Source organism: Amycolatopsis echigonensis (genome assembly GCF_014174495.1).
Lineage (GTDB): Bacteria > Actinomycetota > Actinomycetes > Mycobacteriales > Pseudonocardiaceae > Amycolatopsis > Amycolatopsis echigonensis.
On record NZ_JACJHR010000007.1, the window covers coordinates 42,510 to 59,177 of the forward strand.

The window sequence follows — 16,668 nt, forward strand, 5'->3', positions numbered from 1 at the left end:
TCACGATCGAGGACGCGGGCATCCCTGGAATCCGGGCGTGCATGCCGCCGGGACCGATCGCCGGAGGACCGGCGCTGCGGAAGTCCGCCGGCCCCGCCGCCCGCAAAGCGGCTACGCGCTCGGCGGGGAAGCACCCCATGTCCAGCGCGGTCGTGACCCCCCACACGGCGAGGTCGGCCAGTTGCTCAGGCGCGGTCAAGTGGACGTGCGCGTCGATGAACCCGGGCAGCAGCGTCGCCCCGGCGGCATCGATTTCCCGTGCCCCAGCGGGATCCGTGCCGAGGACTGACCCGTCGATCACGACGGTGCGCGGCTCGGTGAGCTCTCGCCCGTCGAAGACGCGCACATCGCGCAGAGCGGTCTTGGCCACGAGCCCTCCCCGGGTCAGTGGACGCGATACCGCAACAGTAGTGAGTTGTCGTCCACCAAGGCGGAAAGCAGGTCGAGCTGCTGCGGGTCGATGGCCGCGCCCATCGCGACGCGCGGCGCGTCCCCAGCGATCAGCATCGGCGCCACCGTCAGGCGCAGTTCGTCCACCACGCCCGCGGCCAGCAGCGACGCGAACAGATGCGGTCCGCCCTCGCAGTCGATCCGGCGAAGGCCTCGCCGGGCCAGTTCGTCCACCGCGGCCCGCAGGTCGACGTCGCCGTGCCGGGGGCGCGGGCGCTGCTCGTCCGGATCGGCGTGCAGGGCGGGGTCGCCGGTGGCTTCGTGCAGCGTTGGGTCGCCGGTCCCGGCGATCAGGACGTCCGCCCCGGCCGCCGCCCACGCCGCGCGCAGTTCCGGGTCGGTCGCCGCGCTCGTGATGACGATCGTCGGCACCAGCGCCTTGGTGATCACCGGGGCTTCCGGCGGCAGCGAACGGCCGGTGCTGACCACCGCGATCGGCGCGATCGGGGCCAGCCCGTGCCTGCGCCGCCGCTCAGCGGTTTTCTCGTCCGGCCGCAGGCCCTCGAAACCCTCGGCCTGTGCGGTGCCCGCGCCGACCAGCACGACGTCGGCGAGGTCGTTGCCCAGCCGGTAGACGATGCGGTCCGCGGGCGTCGACAGCCCGCCCGAGCGGCCCTCGACGGTGATCCCTCCGTCCGCGCTGGACACGAAGTTCACCGCGAGCCATTTCGGCACGTCCGGATAGACATAGAGCTGCTCGACGTCGGCCTCGGTGCGGTCCTGGTTCCCGGGGAAGATCTCGCGCATCAGACCGACCGTACAACGTTCGCCGGCGGCCGGGTGCCGATGATGCTCGCCACCATCTCGGCGACCTGCCGCGTTTCGCGGACCTGGTGCGCGCGGAACATCGCCGCGCCGTGCATCGCGGACACCGCGGTGGCGGCGAGCGTGCCGATCACCCGTTCGCCGACCGGGAGGTCCAGCGTTTCGCCGATCACGTCCTTGTTCGACAGCGCCATCAGCACCGGCCAGCCGGTCGCGACCAGCGTGTCGACGTGCCGCAGCAGTTCGAGCGACTGGTAGGAGTTCTTGCCGAAGTCGATGCAGGGGTCGATCATGATGCCCTCGCGCGGCACGCCCGCGGCGAGCGCGCGCTCGGCGAGCGCGGTGGTGCCTTCGACCACCGCGGCCACGACGTCGTCGTACACCGGCCGGACGGCTTCGGTGCGCGGAACGAGACCGTTGGTGTGCGAGCAGATGTAGCCCGCGCCGTGTTCGGCGGCGACGTCGAGGATTTCCGGTTCGACCGCGGCCCAGTTGTCGTTGACCAGGTCCGCGCCCGCGCGGCAGACGGCGTCGGCGACCTCGGCGCGGTAGGTGTCCACGCTGATGACCAGGTCGGGGAAGTTCTCGCGGGCCCATTCGACGGTCGGCACGACGCGGCGGATCTCCTCGGCCGCGGTGACCTCGGGGCCCTTGCCGGCGGGCACGCCGCCGATGTCGATCAGGTCGGCGCCCTCGGCGTGCGCGCGGCGGATGGCCGCCTGCGCGGGTGCTTCTTCGAAGGTCGCACCGTTGTCGTAGAACGAGTCGGGAGTGCGGTTGATGATGGCCATCACCAGGGCGCGGTCACTGGTGAGGCGACGGCCTCGGAACACGAGGTCGGGCGTTTGCATGCGGTCTCCCGGGCCGGAACGAAAGATCTCGCGTGATCATAGGCGAGTTCGCGGCGGGAGTACGTCCGGCAGGTGGCGGGCGGAGCGGTCCGGAGGCCACCTGCGTCCGGGCGTTCGATCGATCTGCGTGGAGCGTGCGATCAGGAGGCGAGCGCCTCGTTGACGGTCAGGAACTCGCCCGCGGTGCGGGTGGCGGTGAATTCGATCACGCGGTAATGCGCGAGCCGTTGCAGCACGAGGGGATCGGTGGCGAGCACGGCGTCGAGCTTGCCGCGCAGGCACGGGCGGGTGATGATGACCTGGTCGGCGTCCTCGTTTCCTTTTCCGGAAACGAGGAACAATCCATGCTCGAACTGGCTTCGCAGCCACTCCGCATGTTCCGCCAGTGCGTAGTCGACTTCGTTTCGAGGTGCGGTGTAGGACAGCAAGGCGATGTACATGACCACAGAGTAGGACGCCCGGTCGGATGGTGCATCCTCCTCCCGAGTGCCGTCGCGTGTCATCGAATGGTCAAGTATTCCCAATAACTCTTTACGGATAAGCGTACTGTTTGGATTTCCGTTACGGGGTACGGGAAATCGCCGCCGTCGGCGTTTCCGCAGGACATTTCGGACGGATGGTCAAGACCACCCCCAGTTCTGCGTGAAGCAGCCCGCCAGATAAAGATCCACGCGATCGGCGAACCGGCTCGGATCGCGTCCGGTGAGTTCGCCGATCCGGGTGATCCGGTATCGCAGGGTGTTCACGTGCAAGTGCAGAGTGGCCGCCGTCTGCGTCCACGATCCCGAATGTTCGAGGAACGCCTTGAGTGTCGTTATCAGTTCGGAACCGTGCGCCGCGTCGTACGCGAGTACCGGGCCCAGTACTTTTTCGCCGAATGTCCGGCGCAAGCCCTCCGGCACGGCGGCGAGCAGCAGCAAATGTGAAGCCACTTCGTCTCCGGACAACACAGTCGCGCGGCCCGGCGTCATCGCCGCCAGCGTGCGCGCGTGCCGGGCTTCCTGCACGCCGGCGCGGAGACCGGCGGCGTCCGCGGCGCGGCTGAGGCCGAGCGTCAGCCGCGCGGACCCGAGCGCGGGTTCGATGGTGTGCACCGCTTCCCGCAACGTTTCGGTGTCGCGCGAGGAGAAGAGACCGAACGTCTCGCCGTCGACGGTCGCCACGAGCACCGGCTGTCCGGTGGTCGCCAGCAGCTCCTCCACCAGCACCTGCGCGAGGCCCGGCCCGCCGCCGCGGACCTCGGCGGACAGCGTCGTCACCGGTTCCTGCGGGGCGAACCCGGCGGCGGACAGCCGGGACGTCAGCTCGCCCGGCGCGGCGTCGTCGGAGAGCACCAGCCGCAGCAGCGGTTCGGCCGCCCGGTTCTCGATCCGGCGGGCCTCGTCCACCCGGGACCGCTCGAGCCCGACCAGCGCCGCGAGTTCCAGGGCCAGCTCGCGGCGCGCGGACGTCCACTGCGCCGGATCGCCCTCCACCACCAGGAACCAGCTCGCGATCCGGTGCCCGGAGCGTCCGGCCGCGCCGAGCAGCGTGACCGGACCGTCCTGGCACGGCAGCCGTTCGGCGCGCAGGAACCGGCGAGCCAGCGCGGTGCGGCGCGCGGCGGGCAATTCCGGACCGCCAGCGAGCTGCTGTCCGGTCGCGCTCAGCACGAGACAGTCGGTGCCCAACTCCTCGGCACCCGCCTTGACCAGCGCGGACAGCCCGTGGCCGGAGGTCACCGCGGCCACCAGCCGCCGGTGCGAATCGCGAGCCGGAGCCGACCGTTCCGCGGCCAGGCCGAGGATCACCCGCTCGGCCACGGTCGCGAACGAAACCGACACCGGCACCTCGAACAACGGCAGGCCGACGCGTTCGCAGGCGGCCACGAGGTAGTCCGGCACCGGGCCGCCGACCTCGGCGGTGCCCGCCCCGAGCGCGGTCACGCCCGCGGCGGCCAGTTTGCCGACGAACGCGTCCGCGTCCGCCGGCCCCGGCAGCCAGCGCAGGCCGCAGAGCACGATCTCGCCGCCGTCGAGGTACCGCGTCGGGTCCTGCAGGGTCGCCTGGAAGACGCGGCCGAACTCCCGGTCGCGCGCGTTCTCGCCCGCCAGCAGCCGCAACCCCAGCTCCGGGGTGTCGAGCAGTGCACCCAGCCGCATGCGCGCCTCCTTCCGCCCATCAGTACCGCACACCAGAGGGGTTTGGCGGAAACTACGAAAAACCGGCCGTTCGCGGCCGCCGCTTTCGGTGGATCTGCCGTGGCCCGGGCCACGCCGCGCCAGGTGTACTCACTCGGCGAGCGAACGAGAAGGGATGACCAATGGCGATCGTTCTTGGCGACAACCGCTACGGGAAGGCCGAAAACCGGCTGGTCCGCGTCGACCGTGCCGCCGGTGACGGTGGCGAGCACCGCATCACCGACCTCACCGTGAGCGTGTCGCTGTCGGGCGACATGAGCGACACCCACCTGACCGGGGCCAACGACAAGGTGCTGGCCACCGACACGCAGAAGAACACCGTATTCGCTTTCGCCCGCGACGGCATCGGCGAGATCGAGGACTTCGCGCTGCGGCTGGCCCGGCACTTCGTGTCCACGCAGGAGAGCATCCACCTCGCCCGGGTCGGGATCGTGGCCCATCCGTGGGAACGGCTTCAGGTCGGCGGACGTCCCGCGCACCATTCGTTCGCGCGGTCCGGAGCGGGCACGCGCACCACGCGCGTCACTTACGACGGCGAGCGGGCCTGGGTGCTCGGCGGGGTCGAAGACCTGACCGTGCTCAACTCCACCGGTTCCGAATTCTGGGGCTTCCCGCGCGACCAATACACCACGCTGGCCGAGGTGAAGGACCGGATCCTCGCCACCGCGGTATCCGCGACCTGGCGGTTCTCCGTCGAAGAGACCGACTGGGCGCACGCGCACGAAACCGCGCTCGCCACGCTGCTCGACGCGTTCGGCGGCACGCACAGCCTGTCCCTGCAGCAGACGCTGTACGCGATGGGGGAGGCCGTGTTGGAAGCCGTCCCGGAGATCGCGGAGATCCGCTTCTCGCTGCCGAACAAGCACCACTTCCTCGTCGACCTCGAGCCGTTCGGGCTCGACAACCCCGGCGAGGTGTTCTACGCCGCCGACCGGCCCTACGGCCTGATCGAGGGCACCGTCCTGCGCGACGACGCCCCGCCGGCCGGCCCGGCCTGGTCCTGAGCACACCGAAACCTGAGCTGTTGGGAGCAGTACCGTCATGACCGTGTCCATCGATGCCGACGTCGAACGCGCCTGGCTCGCCGAATGCGTGCGGATCGCCGAGAAGAACGTCGCCGACGGCGGCGGCCCGTTCGGCGCGCTGGTGGTGAAGGACGGCGAGATCGTCGCGACCGGCGTCAACCGCGTCACCCCCTCGCTCGACCCGACCGCGCACGCCGAGGTGGTCGCGATCCGCGCGGCCTGCCAGGCGCTCGGCACGTTCAGCCTCGCCGGCTGCGTGCTCGTCTCCTCGTGCGAGCCGTGCCCGATGTGCCTCGCGTCGTCGCTGTGGGCCCGCGTGGACCGCGTGCTCTACGCCGCCGATCGCGACGACGCCGCCCGAGCCGACTTCGACGACCGGGCCTTCTACGAGCTTTTCGACCACCCGCGCGAAACGTGGCAGACCCCGGTTTCGCGAGTGTCCACACCGGACGCTTTCGCCCCGTTCTCCGCCTGGCTAGGCCGACCCGACCGGATCGAGTACTGAGCCTCGGCGAGTGCTGATGCCGGTCAGAATCGGCTTCAGCGTCCCCCGCCCCACCCCACCGGGCCACCCTCCCGGTGCTGACCGGAGCACCAGAAAAACGCAAACGTCCCGCCGTGGGCGCCCCTCGCGCATGCCAGGGGTGCGTGCGGCACACCCACCGGCAAGGGGAGGACGCATGACCCAGGTACGCCTCGACGAAGCGGTGACCTCGGCTCCCGGACCCCAGCGCAAGTCCATTGTGGAGCGACTGTTCGAACTGCGCGCTCGCAACACCACCGTAGGCCGGGAAGTACGCGGCGGCTTGACCACGTTCGTCGCGATGGCCTACATCGTGTTGCTCAACCCGCTCATCCTCGGCGCTTCCGCCGACATCACCGGCGCGAAACTCAGCGCCGCGCAAGTGACCACGGCGACCGCGCTCGCCGCCGCGGTGATGACTGTCCTCATGGGACTCGTCGGCAACGCGCCGCTCGCGCTCGCCGCCGGTCTCGGCATCAACGGCATCGTCGCGTTCCAGATGGCCCCGTCGATGACGTGGGCGCAGGCTTTCGGGCTGGTAGTGCTCGAAGGCGTCTGCATTGTGCTGATGGCGGTCAGCGGCGTCCGGGAACGCATTATGAACGCGATTCCGGGTCCGTTGAAAACCGCGATCACCGTCGGCATCGGGCTCTATATCGCGCTCGTCGGCCTGGTGAGCGCCGGGTTCGTCACGCGGACCCCGGACGCGGCGCATACGACTGTCCCGGTGCGGCTCGGCCTCGGAGGGCATCTGCACGGCCTGCCGATCGCGGTGTTCTGCTTCGGCCTGCTGCTGATGACCGTGCTGATGGCGCGGAAGGTGCCGGGCGCGGTGCTGATCAGCATCGCCGCCGCCACCGTGCTCGCGGTGGTGCTGCACGACGGATTCGGCGTCGGCGATTGGGGCCTGACGACTCCGACGCTGCCGGATTCGGTCGTGGCGGCTCCCGATTTCGGGCTGCTCGGGCACATCGACCTGTTCGGCGGATTCGCCAAGGCGGGCGCGCTGACCGCGACGATCTTCCTGTTCACCCTGGTGCTGTCCGGCTTCTTCGACGCGATGGGCACGATCACCAGCGTGTCTGCCGAGGCCGGGCTGTCGGAGAACGGCCGGGTGCCGAGGATGGGCCGGATCCTGTTCGTGGACGGGGCCGGGGCGATCGCGGGCGGGCTGACCGGCTCGTCGCCGAACACCGTGTTCCTGGAGTCCGCGGCCGGCGTCGGGGAGGGCGCGCGGACCGGGCTGGCGAGTGTCGTGACCGGACTGCTGTTCGGGGCGACGCTGCTGTTCACGCCGATCGCGGGCATCGTCCCGGCGCAGGCCGCCGCGCCCGCGCTCGTGGTGATCGGCGGGATGATGGTGGCGCAATGCCGCAATATCCCGTGGAACGACCCGGACTACACGATCCCGGTGTTCCTGACGGTCGCGCTCATTCCGTTCACCTACTCCATCACCAACGGCGTCGGCGCGGGCCTCATCGCGTTCGTGCTGATCAAGACCTTCCGCGGGAAGTGGCGTGAAGCGGGGTGGATCCTCACCGTGCTCGCGCTCGTGTTCACCGTCTATTTCGGAATCGACGTGGTGAAGGCGATCCTCTGAGAAGAAAGGGACCGACAAATGCCTCTGATGTTCCTCAACGGCGGCGCGATGCGCGGCGAACCTCTGCACCATCTGCTCGACGGCGCTCCACTGGTGGCCGAAACGACCACGGCCGCGAAGTACCGGTTCTACTCGGTAGGCGGGCAATGCCCGGCACTCGTGCCGGTAGCGCACGGCGGCGCGGCGATCTCCGGCGAGGTCTACGACATCCCGCTGGACCAGCTGCGCGACCGCGTGCTCCCGTCCGAACCGCCGGAGCTGGAGCTGGGCGTGATCGAACTGGCCGACGGCAGTTCGGCGTTCGCGATGCTGCTGCGGCGGCCGCAGACGTCGCACGTGCAGCTGCGGGACATCACGGAAATCGGCGACTGGCGAGCGTTCAAGGCCGCGGCGTGACGGTTCTGGTCGCTCCGGACAAGTTCAAGGGCTCGCTCACCGCGGCGGAGGTCGCGGAGGTGGTGGCCGCGGCGTTCGCCGAGGTCGCGCCCGGCGAGCCGGTGCGGCAGCTGCCGGTGGCGGACGGCGGCGACGGGACAGTCGCCGCCGCTGTCGCCGCCGGGTTCCGGCAGATCCCGGTGCGGGTGACCGGCCCGACGGGCCGCCGGATCACCGCGTACTACGCGCTGCGCGGGACGGTCGCCGTGGTCGAGCTGGCGGAGGCGTCCGGCCTCCACCGGCTGCCCGGCGGCCGGCCGGAACCGCTGACCGCGTCGAGCTACGGCACGGGCGAGCTGATCGCGGCCGCCCGTGCCGCCGGGGCGACGCAGATCGTGCTCGGCGTCGGCGGCAGCGCTTGCACCGACGGCGGGGCCGGGTTGTTGACAGCGTTGGGCGCGCGGTTGCTCGACGCTTCCGGTACGCCGCTTCCGCCGGGCGGCGCGGCGTTGGCGGAGTTGTCCACAGTGGATCTGTCCGGACTGCCCGAAGTGGACATTGTCCTGGCGTCCGATGTGGACAACCCGTTGCTGGGTGTGGATGGCGCGGCCGCGGTGTACGGGTCGCAGAAGGGCGCCGGCCCCTCCGAGATCGCGTTGCTGGAACGCGGGTTGACCCGTTGGGCCGAAGTTGTGGGCTCCGCGCACGCCACCACCCCGGGCGCTGGCGCGGCAGGCGGCGTCGGGTTCGGTGTGCTCACCGGACTCGGCGCTCGCCTTCGGCCGGGCATCGAGTTGCTGCTGGAATTGCTCGGTTTCCCGGCCGCGGCTCGCGACGCCCGGCTCGTCGTCACCGGCGAGGGGTCGCTGGATACCCAGTCGCTGCACGGAAAAGCACCGGTGGGTGTTCTCCGGGCAGCGGGTGACACCCCGGTGGTCGCGTTGGCCGGTCGATGCCTGCTGTCCGCGCCGGAATGGCAGGAAGCGGGCTTCGCCGGGGTGTACGCGCTGACCGATCTGGAGCCGGACGAGGACCGGTGTGTGGCGCGGGCCCGGTCGCTGCTGCGGGACCGGGCCGCGCAGCTGGCTCGGGACTTCAGCCGAGCAATACCTGCCTGACGTGGTCGGACAGGGGGAGTCCGGCCGCGTCCGCGGGGGTCAGCCAGCGGTGGTCGTCGTGTTCGGCCGGGTTGAGCTGAAGGTCGCCGAGGAATTCCGGGTGCGCGTCGTAGTAGGCGGCGTGCACGGTGAACGGTTTGCCGGTGCGGTCCGGCCAGGATTGGCGGGTCCGCTCCCCGGCGAGCCGTACGCGCAGTCCGGTTTCCTCGGCGACTTCCCGCACCGCGGTGGCCTCCGGAGCCTCGCCGGGTTCGACGGTGCCGCCAGGGAATTCCCAATGCCCACCGAGGAAAGTCCCCGGCGCGCGGCGGATCAGCAGCACGCTTTCGCCGCGGGGGAGCAGGACGTAGGCGAGATGTTTGTCGTTCATGCCGCACCTCCGTTGGCGACGAGGACTTGACCGTTCACCCAGCCGCCTTCAGGTCCGCACAGGAACACGACGAGACCCGCGCAGTCCCGTGGCGTGCCGGCCCGGCCGAGTGGCGTGTGCTGCTTGATCGCCTCGCGCAGGGATTCGGAGATCCAGCCGGCTTCCCTCAGACGCTCGGCGATTGCCGTGCCGATACCGGCTTTCCTCCCGACGCCGGTGACGAGGGCGGTTTTATTCTTCAATGGCGCCGTCTTTCGCGCGGAGGTGCTGCCGGAACGTGTAGGACGGGTCGCTTTCCCGGCGGGCCAGGAATTCGCTGAACCGAACCTGTTCGCGGAGCGTGACGCCGTCGCGGATCTTCGCCGCCTGCCGGTGCTCGGTGTCGCGAATGGACTCCGCGAGCCGGAATACCTCCTCGGCTTGGGAGGCCGGGACGAAGAGCACGCCGTCGTCGTCGCCGAACACGAGATCGTCGGTGGTCAGGGTCCATTCGCCGACGGTCGCGGCCTCCAGCGCGTCGGCTGCGCGGTCGTTGAGGTGCAGGGGGCCGGTGGACAACGAGCCCAGGCTGTACACCGGGAGGCCGATCTCGCGCAGTTCCGCGGTGTCGCGGTGCAGGCCCCAGATGACGATGCCGCTGAGGCCTGCCGCCGCGACTTCGGCGGTGATGAGATCGCCGACACAGCTCTCGTCCAGCCGTCCGAGGTTGTCGACGACGAGCACGTCGCCGGGTTGTGCGGAGGTGAGGGCTTCGAGGAAGACGTCGACACTGCCCGCGTGCCGGGCGGGGAGGACTCGTCCGGCGAGTTTGAGTCCGGGGACAACGGCTTTGGTTCCGGCAGGTGCGCATCGCACGGTCAGCCGGGCGCGGAGGCAGCCGTCGGCCAGGTGGGCGGTGGTCAGTGCCGCGAAACGGTCGGTGAGTTCGGTGTGGTTCATGGTTCCCGCCCTTCGTGCTGACTGGTTCACGCTAGCGGAATCGGGGCGGTTGTCCTGCTGGTTTTTGGGGGTTGCGTGGGGCACCCCGAAGCTGGATTGTGCTGACCGCGGGGAGGCTTCGTATCGGGGTGCGGGGGCGGGGCTGGGCGCCTCGATTGCTGGGTGCATCGGTGGCGGTTGGGGCTGCGGGAACCTCGAGTCTCTTGGCCGCTCTGGGAAGTGTCATAAGCGGCGAACTGGACAGCCCATTACCCTACGCTTTGACGGCTATATCCGTTTTATTCCGTTTCCCGGTTGAAGTCCTGGTGAATTCCCGGCTAGGTGACGCGCTCGACCAGGGTTTCTTCACTTTCCGCACGCATAATTCCGTCCCGGTAGTCCGAACGTGTGGCAGGGAGGAAACTGTGCCGGGGTCTGTGCGCGCCCGCTGGATCGGCGGCGGGGTCGCGAGTGCGGTCGTGGCGGCGGGCATCGCGTTCGCCGTGTGGCCGGACGGGGCTTCGGCGCAGGATCCCGAGATCCAGATCTCGCGGTCGGCCTGCGGGCAGGGCTGGGCGGATCCACGACCTGGGGTCCAGACCTTTCACCTGCACAACACCGGGTCCGTGACCTCCGAGGTCGATCTGATCGACCCGGCGACCGGCGTCGTTTACGGCGAGGTCGAGGGACTCGGCAGCGGAACCACCCGGCCATTGCAGGTGACGCTCGGCAACGGAACCTACGCCTTCCGTTGTCTCCCTGAGGATTCGTCGGCGCTTGTCGGGCCGAGCGTCACGGTGAGCGGTGGCTCCGAACGTGGCCCGGGCGTCGCGCCGGTGACGCAGAACGACCTGCTCGGGCCGTTGAAGTCCTATCAAGCGCATGTGACGCAAGGCCTCGGCCAATTGGCCGCCGACGTCGGCAAGCTGAAGGACGCCGTCCGCGGCAACGATCGCGGCGCGAGCCAGGCTGCCTGGCTCGTCGCGCATCTCGACTACGAACGCCTCGGCGCGGCCTACAACGCTTTCGGCGACTCCGACAAAGCTATCAACGGCACCGCCGACGGAAAGCCCGACGGCGCCAAGAGCTCGGACTTCACCGGATTCCACCGGCTCGAATCCGGTCTGTGGCACAACGAAGACCTCGCCGCCCTGGCCCCGGTGGCCGATCAGCTGGACAGCGACGTGCAGAAACTCCGCAAGTCCTTTGCGGACAGCCAGGTCGATCCGAACGACCTCGGCCTGCGCGCGCACGAGATCGTGGAGAACACCCTGCAATTCGAACTGACCGCGCGCACCGACTACGGCAGCGGCACCAATCTCGCCACCGCACGCGCGAATCTCGACGGGACCCAGGCGGTCCTCGACGTCCTGCGCCCGGTGCTCGCCCCGCGCTATCCGGCACTGTCCAAGGTGGACAGCTGGATGAAGCGCACCGCCGCCGCGCTCGACAGTGCCAAGAAGCCGGACAACTCGTGGACCCCGGTGAGCCAGTTGTCCGCGCCGCAGCGGCAGAAGCTCAACGCTGACGTCAGCGAATTGACCGAACTGCTCGCTCCGATCGCCGCGATCGCGGAGCCGAGGAGGACCTCGTGACGACGGAATCCTCCCGCCGGTCTTTCCTTCGCCGCACTGTCGTCGGCGCGGGGATCACCGCGGCCGCCGGAATCGGCGTGACAGCGAGTGCGAGCGAGGACTCGCCCGCCACCGTTCCGTTCCATGGCCCCAAACAGGCCGCGATTCTCCGCAAGCCGCTGGCGCAGAGCATCATCGCGTCCTTCGACGTGGTCGCCGAGAATCGCGCCGAATTGACCGAACTGTTTCAGGAAATCACCGACCGCGCGCGGTTTCTCACGAACGGCGGCGCGCCGGCGGCACTTGGCATCACCGCGCCGCCCGCTGACTCCGGGGTGCTGGGGCCGGTCGTGCCGCACAGCGACCTCGGCGTGATCGTCGGCGTCGGATCGTCCCTTTTCGACGGACGCTACGGGCTGGCCGACCGCAAGCCCAAGAAACTCAAGCCGATGACCATGTTCCCCAACGACGCGCTCGACGCCCCGCAGTGTCACGGCGACCTGTCGCTCACGTTGTCGGCGAGCGAGCCGGACACCGTGCTGCACGCGCTGCGCGACCTGACCCGCGCGACCCGCGGCGGAATGCAGCTGCGCTGGAAGATCAACGGCTTCAGCTCGCCTTCCCGCCCGTCCGGCACCCCGCGCAATCTCATGGGGTTCAAGGACGGCATCGCGAACCCGGGCGAGTCCGAAATGGACCGGCTGGTGTGGGTGTCCGGGGCGGGCGAGCCCGCGTGGACGACCGGCGGCAGCTACCAGGTGATCCGGCTGATCCGGATGCTGGTCGAGTTCTGGGACCGGGTGTCGATCACCGAGCAGGAGAACATGTTCGGCCGCCGCCGCGACACCGGCGCTCCGCTGGACGGTGCGTCCGAACAGGACGAACCCCGCTACGCCGACGATCCGATCGGCACCGTCATCCCGCTCACCAGCCACATCCGCAAGGCGAACCCGCGCACGCCGCAGACCGACGACAGCCGGATCCTGCGCCGCGCGGTCAACTACGACCGCGGCGTGGACGGCAACGGCAACCTCGACATGGGCCTCGTCTTCACCTGCTACCAGCAGGATCTCGAGCGCCAGTTCGAGGCGGTGCAGAAGCGGCTGATCGACGAGCCGCTCGTCGACTACATCTCCCCGTTCGGCGGCGGCTATTTCTTCGCGCTGCCCGGCGTCACCGGTCCCGGCGACCACTTCGGCCGGGCGCTCCTCGCCTGAGGCGCGCCCCGATCCCCACCCGCGAAACCAGGAGGAATCCTCAGTGGACACAGCATTCGGCAGACGGCGCCGTCGCCTGCTCGGTGCGGGCGCGCTCGTCTCGGCGGCCGTGCTCGCGATCGTCACCGGCTCCGCGGCGTCGTCCGCGCAGGCCCAGCCGCTGCACCCGCTGCCGGCGTCGGGGCTGCCCACGCTCACGCCGATCAAGCACGTCGTGGTGATCTTCGGCGAGAACATCTCGTTCGACCACTACTTCGGCACCTACCCGAACGCCACCAACGAGAACGGCACCCCGTTCCAGGCGGCCAAGAACACGCCGAAGGTCAACGGCCTCGACGAGAAGCTGCTCACCCGCAACCCGAACGCCTACAACCCGAAGCGGCTCGGGCCGGACCAGGCGCTCACCTGCGACCAGAACCACAGCTACGGCGCCGAGCAGGCCGCGTTCGACGGCGGCAAGATGGACAAGTTCGTCGAGAAGACCGAGACCGACAAGTGCACCGGCCAGCCGGTCCTGTTCGGCGAGCCGGGCCTGGTCATGGACTACTACGACGGCAACACCGTCACCGGCATGTGGAACTACGCGCAGCACTACTCGCTGAGCGACAACTCGTTCAACACCGTCTTCGGCCCGTCCACCCCGGGCGCGATCAACCTGATCTCCGGCCAGACGCACGGGATCCAGGCGGTCGACCCGGTCACGCACGAGCCGAAGAGCGACTCCTACGTCGTCGCGTCGCCCGACAAGGACGGCGTCGGCACCGTGATCAACGACCCGGACCCGGCGTGGGACGACTGCTCGGGCAAGAACCACACCTCGAAGGACAACCTCGGCGCGATGCAGGGCCGCAACATCGGCGACCTGCTGAACGACCGGCACGTCACGTGGGGCTGGTTCCAGGGCGGCTTCAAGCCGACCGGGACCCAGAACGGCTACGCGGTCTGCGGGCAGAAGCACGCGAACGTCGGCAATCAGTCCTCCGTGGACTACAGCCCGCACCACCAGCCCTTCCAGTACTACAAGTCCACTTCGAACCCGCACCACCTGCCGCCGTCCTCGGTGCAGGCGATCGGGCAGACCGACCAGGCCAACCACCAGTACGACATGAGCGACTTCAACGATTCGCTCAAGGCCGGTTCGATGCCCGCGGTGAGCTTCCTGAAGGCGCCGGAGTACCAGGACGGGCACGCCGGCTATTCCGACCCGCTCGACGAACAGCATTTCGTCGTCGACGAGATCAACAAGATCCAGCAGTCGCCGGAGTGGCGTTCGACCGCGATCGTGCTCGCCTATGACGACTCCGACGGCTGGTACGACCACGAGAACTCGAAGATCGTCAACGGCTCGCAGGACGCCTCGCAGGACCAGGCCGTCTGCACCGGCAAGCCGGCCGGGCTCGGCGGGTACGCCGACCGGTGCGGCTACGGCCCGCGGCTTCCGCTGCTGGTCATCTCGCCCTACAGCAAGGTGAACTACGTCGACCACACCCGGACCGACCAGACCTCGGTGCTGAAGTTCATCGAGGACAACTGGTTCTCCGGCCGGGTCGGGGACGGCTCGTTCGACACTCGCGCGGGCGGACTGTGGAACATGTTCAACTTCTGGCGGCCGCAGGCGGGCAAGCTCCCGCTCGACCCGAAGACGGGTGCGCCCGCCGGGCGGAACTAGCTCGCGTTTCGTCTCGCACACCGAAGGCCATCGGGTTTCGACCCGGTGGCCTTCGGCCGTTTCCGGGTCGGCCCGCCCGTCCGCTCAGCGGGAAACCGCGTGCGAATAGCGCAGGCAGGACTGGAAATTTTCCAGTGCCGCGAAAGTCGCTCGCATTCCCCCGGCTCCCGGACCGCCCGGACCCGCGCGGGACAAGGAACGGTGCGCGCAGTCGCGGATTGGGTACCGAAGGTGTTCGGGAACCGGAGGGGAAAGCACGGGCGGCCGGACAGGAATGGAGTCGCGGTGCGCGGTCCGTCACTCGACACGATAGGGTAATCGCAGGCACATCCTGTAGAAGGTGAAGGAACGCGAACCATGGCGCAAAAAGTCCATGTCGAGATGGTGGACGACATCGACGGCAGCATCGCCGAACAGACCGTCCCGTTCAGTCTCGACGGCGTGAGCTACGAGATCGATCTGTCCGAAGAGAACGCTGCCGCACTGCGGGAAGAGCTGGCCCGTTACGTCGCCGCCTCGCGCCGGGTCGGCGGCCGCAAGGTCCGGATGGCCGCGGGGCAGTCCCCGCGACCGGCGTCGACCGCCGCGGACCGCGAGCGCAACAAGGCGATGCGCGAGTGGGCCGAGGCCAACGGTTTCACCGTGTCCGACCGCGGCCGGCTTCCGGCCGAGATCGTGAAGGCCTACGAGGAGCGCGACACCGAGGCTCCGGCCAAGCCGGCTCGCAAGCGCGCGACGCGCAAGAAGGCCAGCGCCTGAGCGTTCTTTTCGGCAGCTGTGCCGCGGGGGCCGCGGCTAGTGATCAGCGGTGAGGGCGCCGCCGGGATTCCCGGCGGCGCCCTTCTGGCTGTCCGGGGGAAAGCGGATTTCCCGCATCGAGGCGATGCTGAGGTCCGTAAGCGACTCCTCGAGGGGAATCAGATTCAAGGAGCCCTTCGCGGATGTCCTCGAGCGGAGCGGGCGTCGGGAAAGAGCTCCGGCAACCGCTCCGGGGAATCGATTTCCCGGGATTAAGACTTGCCGAGTCCGAGCAGCGCGTCGAGATCGATCTTGCCGCCGGCGGCGTCGCGGATCGCGCGGATCGCCTCGGCGGACGCGAGCCGTTCCCCGTGCTGGTCGGCGTGCGCGCGCAGCAGATTCCCGATGTGCCGTTCCGGGACCGTCCACGTGGGCCAGCGGCGGCGGGCGATCGTGGCCAGTTCGGCGAAGTCCGGCGTGCCCGCGCCGGCGGTCGCGTCGAGCAGCCAGTGCAGATAAGTGCGCAGCACCGCGACCGGGAAACTGCCCGGGTGGCTGAGCCCGCCGTGCCCGGGCACGAAGGTGCGGACGTCCGGGAACATTTTGTCGAGCCAGTCCAATGCGGTCAGCCAGCCGGGGATCGAGCCGTGCACGGCGAACGGCGTGGACCCGACCGACAGCAGGTCGCCGGTGAAGAGCGTCCCGGTGCGCGGTTCGAACAGCACGAGGTCGCCGTCGGTGTGCGCGGTCCCGGGAAACGGGACGACCTCCACGACCACGCCGCCCAGGTCGACCTCGACCGGTTCGATCACCGCGTGCACCGACTCGGGTCGCGGCGCTTCGAGCTTGCCCCAGTTCGCGCAGTCGAAGATCTCCTCGTTGCACTGCGGTCCGGACCGGATGATCGGCACCGCGGTGGGCGCGGCCAGGATCCGGCCGCCGTTGCGCAGCGCGACCCCGGCCCCGTTGTGGTGGGTGCCGTGCGCGTGGGTCAGCACGAGCGTGAGCGGCATTTCGACGGTCGAGTACTTGCGGACGTCGCTGACCAGGTCGAGCGTGTCGCGTTCGGTCCCGCAGGTGTCGACGAGCAGAACGCCTTCCCGGCCCCGGATCCAGCCGCAGTTGGACACCATCCAGTCGCTCGGGCTGCGCACGTAGGCGACGACGCTCGGGTCGGAATACCGCAGCGGGACGATATTGCGCCTGATGACGGGCATGGGATCCCCTCGTTGGCCACCGGACGGGAAATGATCACCGGAATGGTATAGACCAAGTCACCTGCTGTCAGCGGGGTG

At 69.4% G+C, this 16,668-nt stretch carries 17 protein-coding genes; 9 read left to right on the top strand and 8 right to left on the bottom strand.

Annotated elements, in window-relative coordinates:
- Positions 1-384 precede the first annotated feature (384 nt).
- The 4 genes from H5411_RS07035 to H5411_RS07050 all read right to left on the bottom strand — a co-directional run bounded on the left by H5411_RS07035 (position 385) and on the right by H5411_RS07050 (position 4,207).
- Positions 385-1,197 carry a dihydrofolate reductase family protein gene (locus H5411_RS07035; RefSeq protein WP_183123296.1) on the bottom strand — a complete coding sequence of 271 codons (813 nt, stop codon included), beginning with the start codon at positions 1,195-1,197 and terminating at the stop codon, positions 385-387.
- The gene (gene folP / locus H5411_RS07040; protein WP_183123297.1) at positions 1,197-2,066 is read right to left on the bottom strand and encodes a dihydropteroate synthase; all 870 of its coding nucleotides are present in this window, start codon (positions 2,064-2,066) and stop codon (positions 1,197-1,199) included. Before folP ends, H5411_RS07035 begins: the two co-directional genes overlap by 1 nt.
- Positions 2,067-2,206: 140 nt before the next feature.
- On the bottom strand, positions 2,207-2,506 hold the full coding sequence (locus H5411_RS07045) for a YciI family protein (protein WP_101441121.1): 300 nt from the start codon (positions 2,504-2,506) through the stop codon (positions 2,207-2,209).
- 180 nt (positions 2,507-2,686) lie between these two features.
- Positions 2,687-4,207, bottom strand: a complete 1,521-nt coding sequence (locus H5411_RS07050) for a PucR family transcriptional regulator (RefSeq protein ID WP_101438167.1) — start codon at positions 4,205-4,207, stop codon at positions 2,687-2,689.
- 161 nt (positions 4,208-4,368) lie between these two features.
- Here H5411_RS07050 and pucL point away from each other — a divergent pair, with 161 nt between their 5' ends.
- The 5 genes from pucL (at position 4,369) to H5411_RS07075 (ending at position 8,887) form a co-directional block, all read left to right on the top strand.
- A complete protein-coding gene (pucL, locus tag H5411_RS07055) occupies positions 4,369-5,250 on the top strand; it encodes a factor-independent urate hydroxylase (RefSeq protein WP_101438168.1) in 882 nt (293 codons plus the stop codon).
- 37 nt (positions 5,251-5,287) lie between these two features.
- Positions 5,288-5,776, top strand: coding sequence for a nucleoside deaminase (locus H5411_RS07060; RefSeq protein WP_183123298.1), 489 nt, complete (start codon positions 5,288-5,290; stop codon positions 5,774-5,776).
- A 175-nt stretch (positions 5,777-5,951) separates the two neighbouring features.
- Positions 5,952-7,394 (top strand): NCS2 family permease, encoded by a 1,443-nt coding sequence (locus H5411_RS07065; protein WP_101438170.1) that lies wholly within the window; start codon positions 5,952-5,954, stop codon positions 7,392-7,394.
- Positions 7,395-7,412: 18 nt separating this feature from the next.
- Entirely contained in the window at positions 7,413-7,790 is a 378-nt protein-coding gene (locus tag H5411_RS07070) for an allophanate hydrolase-related protein (protein ID WP_101438171.1), read from the top strand.
- Positions 7,787-8,887, top strand: coding sequence for a glycerate kinase (locus H5411_RS07075; protein WP_101438172.1), 1,101 nt, complete (start codon positions 7,787-7,789; stop codon positions 8,885-8,887). Before H5411_RS07070 ends, H5411_RS07075 begins: the two co-directional genes overlap by 4 nt.
- Here H5411_RS07075 and H5411_RS07080 read toward each other — a convergent pair.
- Genes H5411_RS07080 through H5411_RS07090 form a run of 3 tightly spaced genes read right to left on the bottom strand, consistent with a single transcriptional unit; the run spans position 8,865 to position 10,196 of the window.
- The gene (locus tag H5411_RS07080; RefSeq protein WP_101438173.1) at positions 8,865-9,257 is read right to left on the bottom strand and encodes an NUDIX hydrolase; all 393 of its coding nucleotides are present in this window, start codon (positions 9,255-9,257) and stop codon (positions 8,865-8,867) included. The two genes, H5411_RS07075 and H5411_RS07080, sit on opposite strands and share 23 nt — an antisense overlap.
- Positions 9,254-9,499, bottom strand: coding sequence for an SDR family oxidoreductase (locus tag H5411_RS07085; RefSeq protein WP_244194748.1), 246 nt, complete (start codon positions 9,497-9,499; stop codon positions 9,254-9,256). The genes H5411_RS07080 and H5411_RS07085 overlap by 4 nt, the downstream gene beginning before the upstream one ends.
- The gene (locus H5411_RS07090; protein WP_101438174.1) at positions 9,489-10,196 is read right to left on the bottom strand and encodes an RraA family protein; all 708 of its coding nucleotides are present in this window, start codon (positions 10,194-10,196) and stop codon (positions 9,489-9,491) included. Before H5411_RS07090 ends, H5411_RS07085 begins: the two co-directional genes overlap by 11 nt.
- Before the next feature lie 404 nt (positions 10,197-10,600).
- Here H5411_RS07090 and H5411_RS48875 point away from each other — a divergent pair, with 404 nt between their 5' ends.
- The 4 genes from H5411_RS48875 (at position 10,601) to H5411_RS07110 (ending at position 15,394) form a co-directional block, all read left to right on the top strand.
- Positions 10,601-11,770 (top strand): EfeM/EfeO family lipoprotein, encoded by a 1,170-nt coding sequence (locus H5411_RS48875; protein WP_183123299.1) that lies wholly within the window; start codon positions 10,601-10,603, stop codon positions 11,768-11,770.
- Entirely contained in the window at positions 11,767-12,966 is a 1,200-nt protein-coding gene (locus tag H5411_RS07100) for a Dyp-type peroxidase (RefSeq protein ID WP_101438176.1), read from the top strand. Before H5411_RS48875 ends, H5411_RS07100 begins: the two co-directional genes overlap by 4 nt.
- Positions 12,967-13,009: 43 nt before the next feature.
- The gene (locus tag H5411_RS07105) at positions 13,010-14,635 is read left to right on the top strand and encodes a phospholipase C (RefSeq protein WP_101438177.1); all 1,626 of its coding nucleotides are present in this window, start codon (positions 13,010-13,012) and stop codon (positions 14,633-14,635) included.
- 357 nt (positions 14,636-14,992) lie between these two features.
- Positions 14,993-15,394, top strand: a complete 402-nt coding sequence (locus H5411_RS07110) for a histone-like nucleoid-structuring protein Lsr2 (protein ID WP_009082354.1) — start codon at positions 14,993-14,995, stop codon at positions 15,392-15,394.
- A 251-nt stretch (positions 15,395-15,645) separates the two neighbouring features.
- Here H5411_RS07110 and H5411_RS07115 read toward each other — a convergent pair whose 3' ends face one another.
- Positions 15,646-16,590 (bottom strand): MBL fold metallo-hydrolase, encoded by a 945-nt coding sequence (locus H5411_RS07115; protein WP_183123300.1) that lies wholly within the window; start codon positions 16,588-16,590, stop codon positions 15,646-15,648.
- Between the last annotated feature and the right edge of the window lie 78 nt (positions 16,591-16,668).

Coding starts and splice junctions, on each gene's coding strand:
- H5411_RS07080 (WP_101438173.1), bottom strand. CDS start 9,257: ATGAACGACAAACATCTCGCCTACGTCCTGCTCCCCCGCGGCGAAAGC.
- H5411_RS07050 (WP_101438167.1), bottom strand. CDS start 4,207: ATGCGGCTGGGTGCACTGCTCGACACCCCGGAGCTGGGGTTGCGGCTG.
- pucL (WP_101438168.1), top strand. CDS start 4,369: ATGGCGATCGTTCTTGGCGACAACCGCTACGGGAAGGCCGAAAACCGG.
- H5411_RS07065 (WP_101438170.1), top strand. CDS start 5,952: ATGACCCAGGTACGCCTCGACGAAGCGGTGACCTCGGCTCCCGGACCC.
- H5411_RS07035 (WP_183123296.1), bottom strand. CDS start 1,197: ATGCGCGAGATCTTCCCCGGGAACCAGGACCGCACCGAGGCCGACGTC.
- H5411_RS07110 (WP_009082354.1), top strand. CDS start 14,993: ATGGCGCAAAAAGTCCATGTCGAGATGGTGGACGACATCGACGGCAGC.
- H5411_RS07060 (WP_183123298.1), top strand. CDS start 5,288: ATGACCGTGTCCATCGATGCCGACGTCGAACGCGCCTGGCTCGCCGAA.
- folP (WP_183123297.1), bottom strand. CDS start 2,066: ATGCAAACGCCCGACCTCGTGTTCCGAGGCCGTCGCCTCACCAGTGAC.
- H5411_RS07045 (WP_101441121.1), bottom strand. CDS start 2,506: ATGTACATCGCCTTGCTGTCCTACACCGCACCTCGAAACGAAGTCGAC.
- H5411_RS07115 (WP_183123300.1), bottom strand. CDS start 16,590: ATGCCCGTCATCAGGCGCAATATCGTCCCGCTGCGGTATTCCGACCCG.
- H5411_RS07070 (WP_101438171.1), top strand. CDS start 7,413: ATGCCTCTGATGTTCCTCAACGGCGGCGCGATGCGCGGCGAACCTCTG.
- H5411_RS07090 (WP_101438174.1), bottom strand. CDS start 10,196: ATGAACCACACCGAACTCACCGACCGTTTCGCGGCACTGACCACCGCC.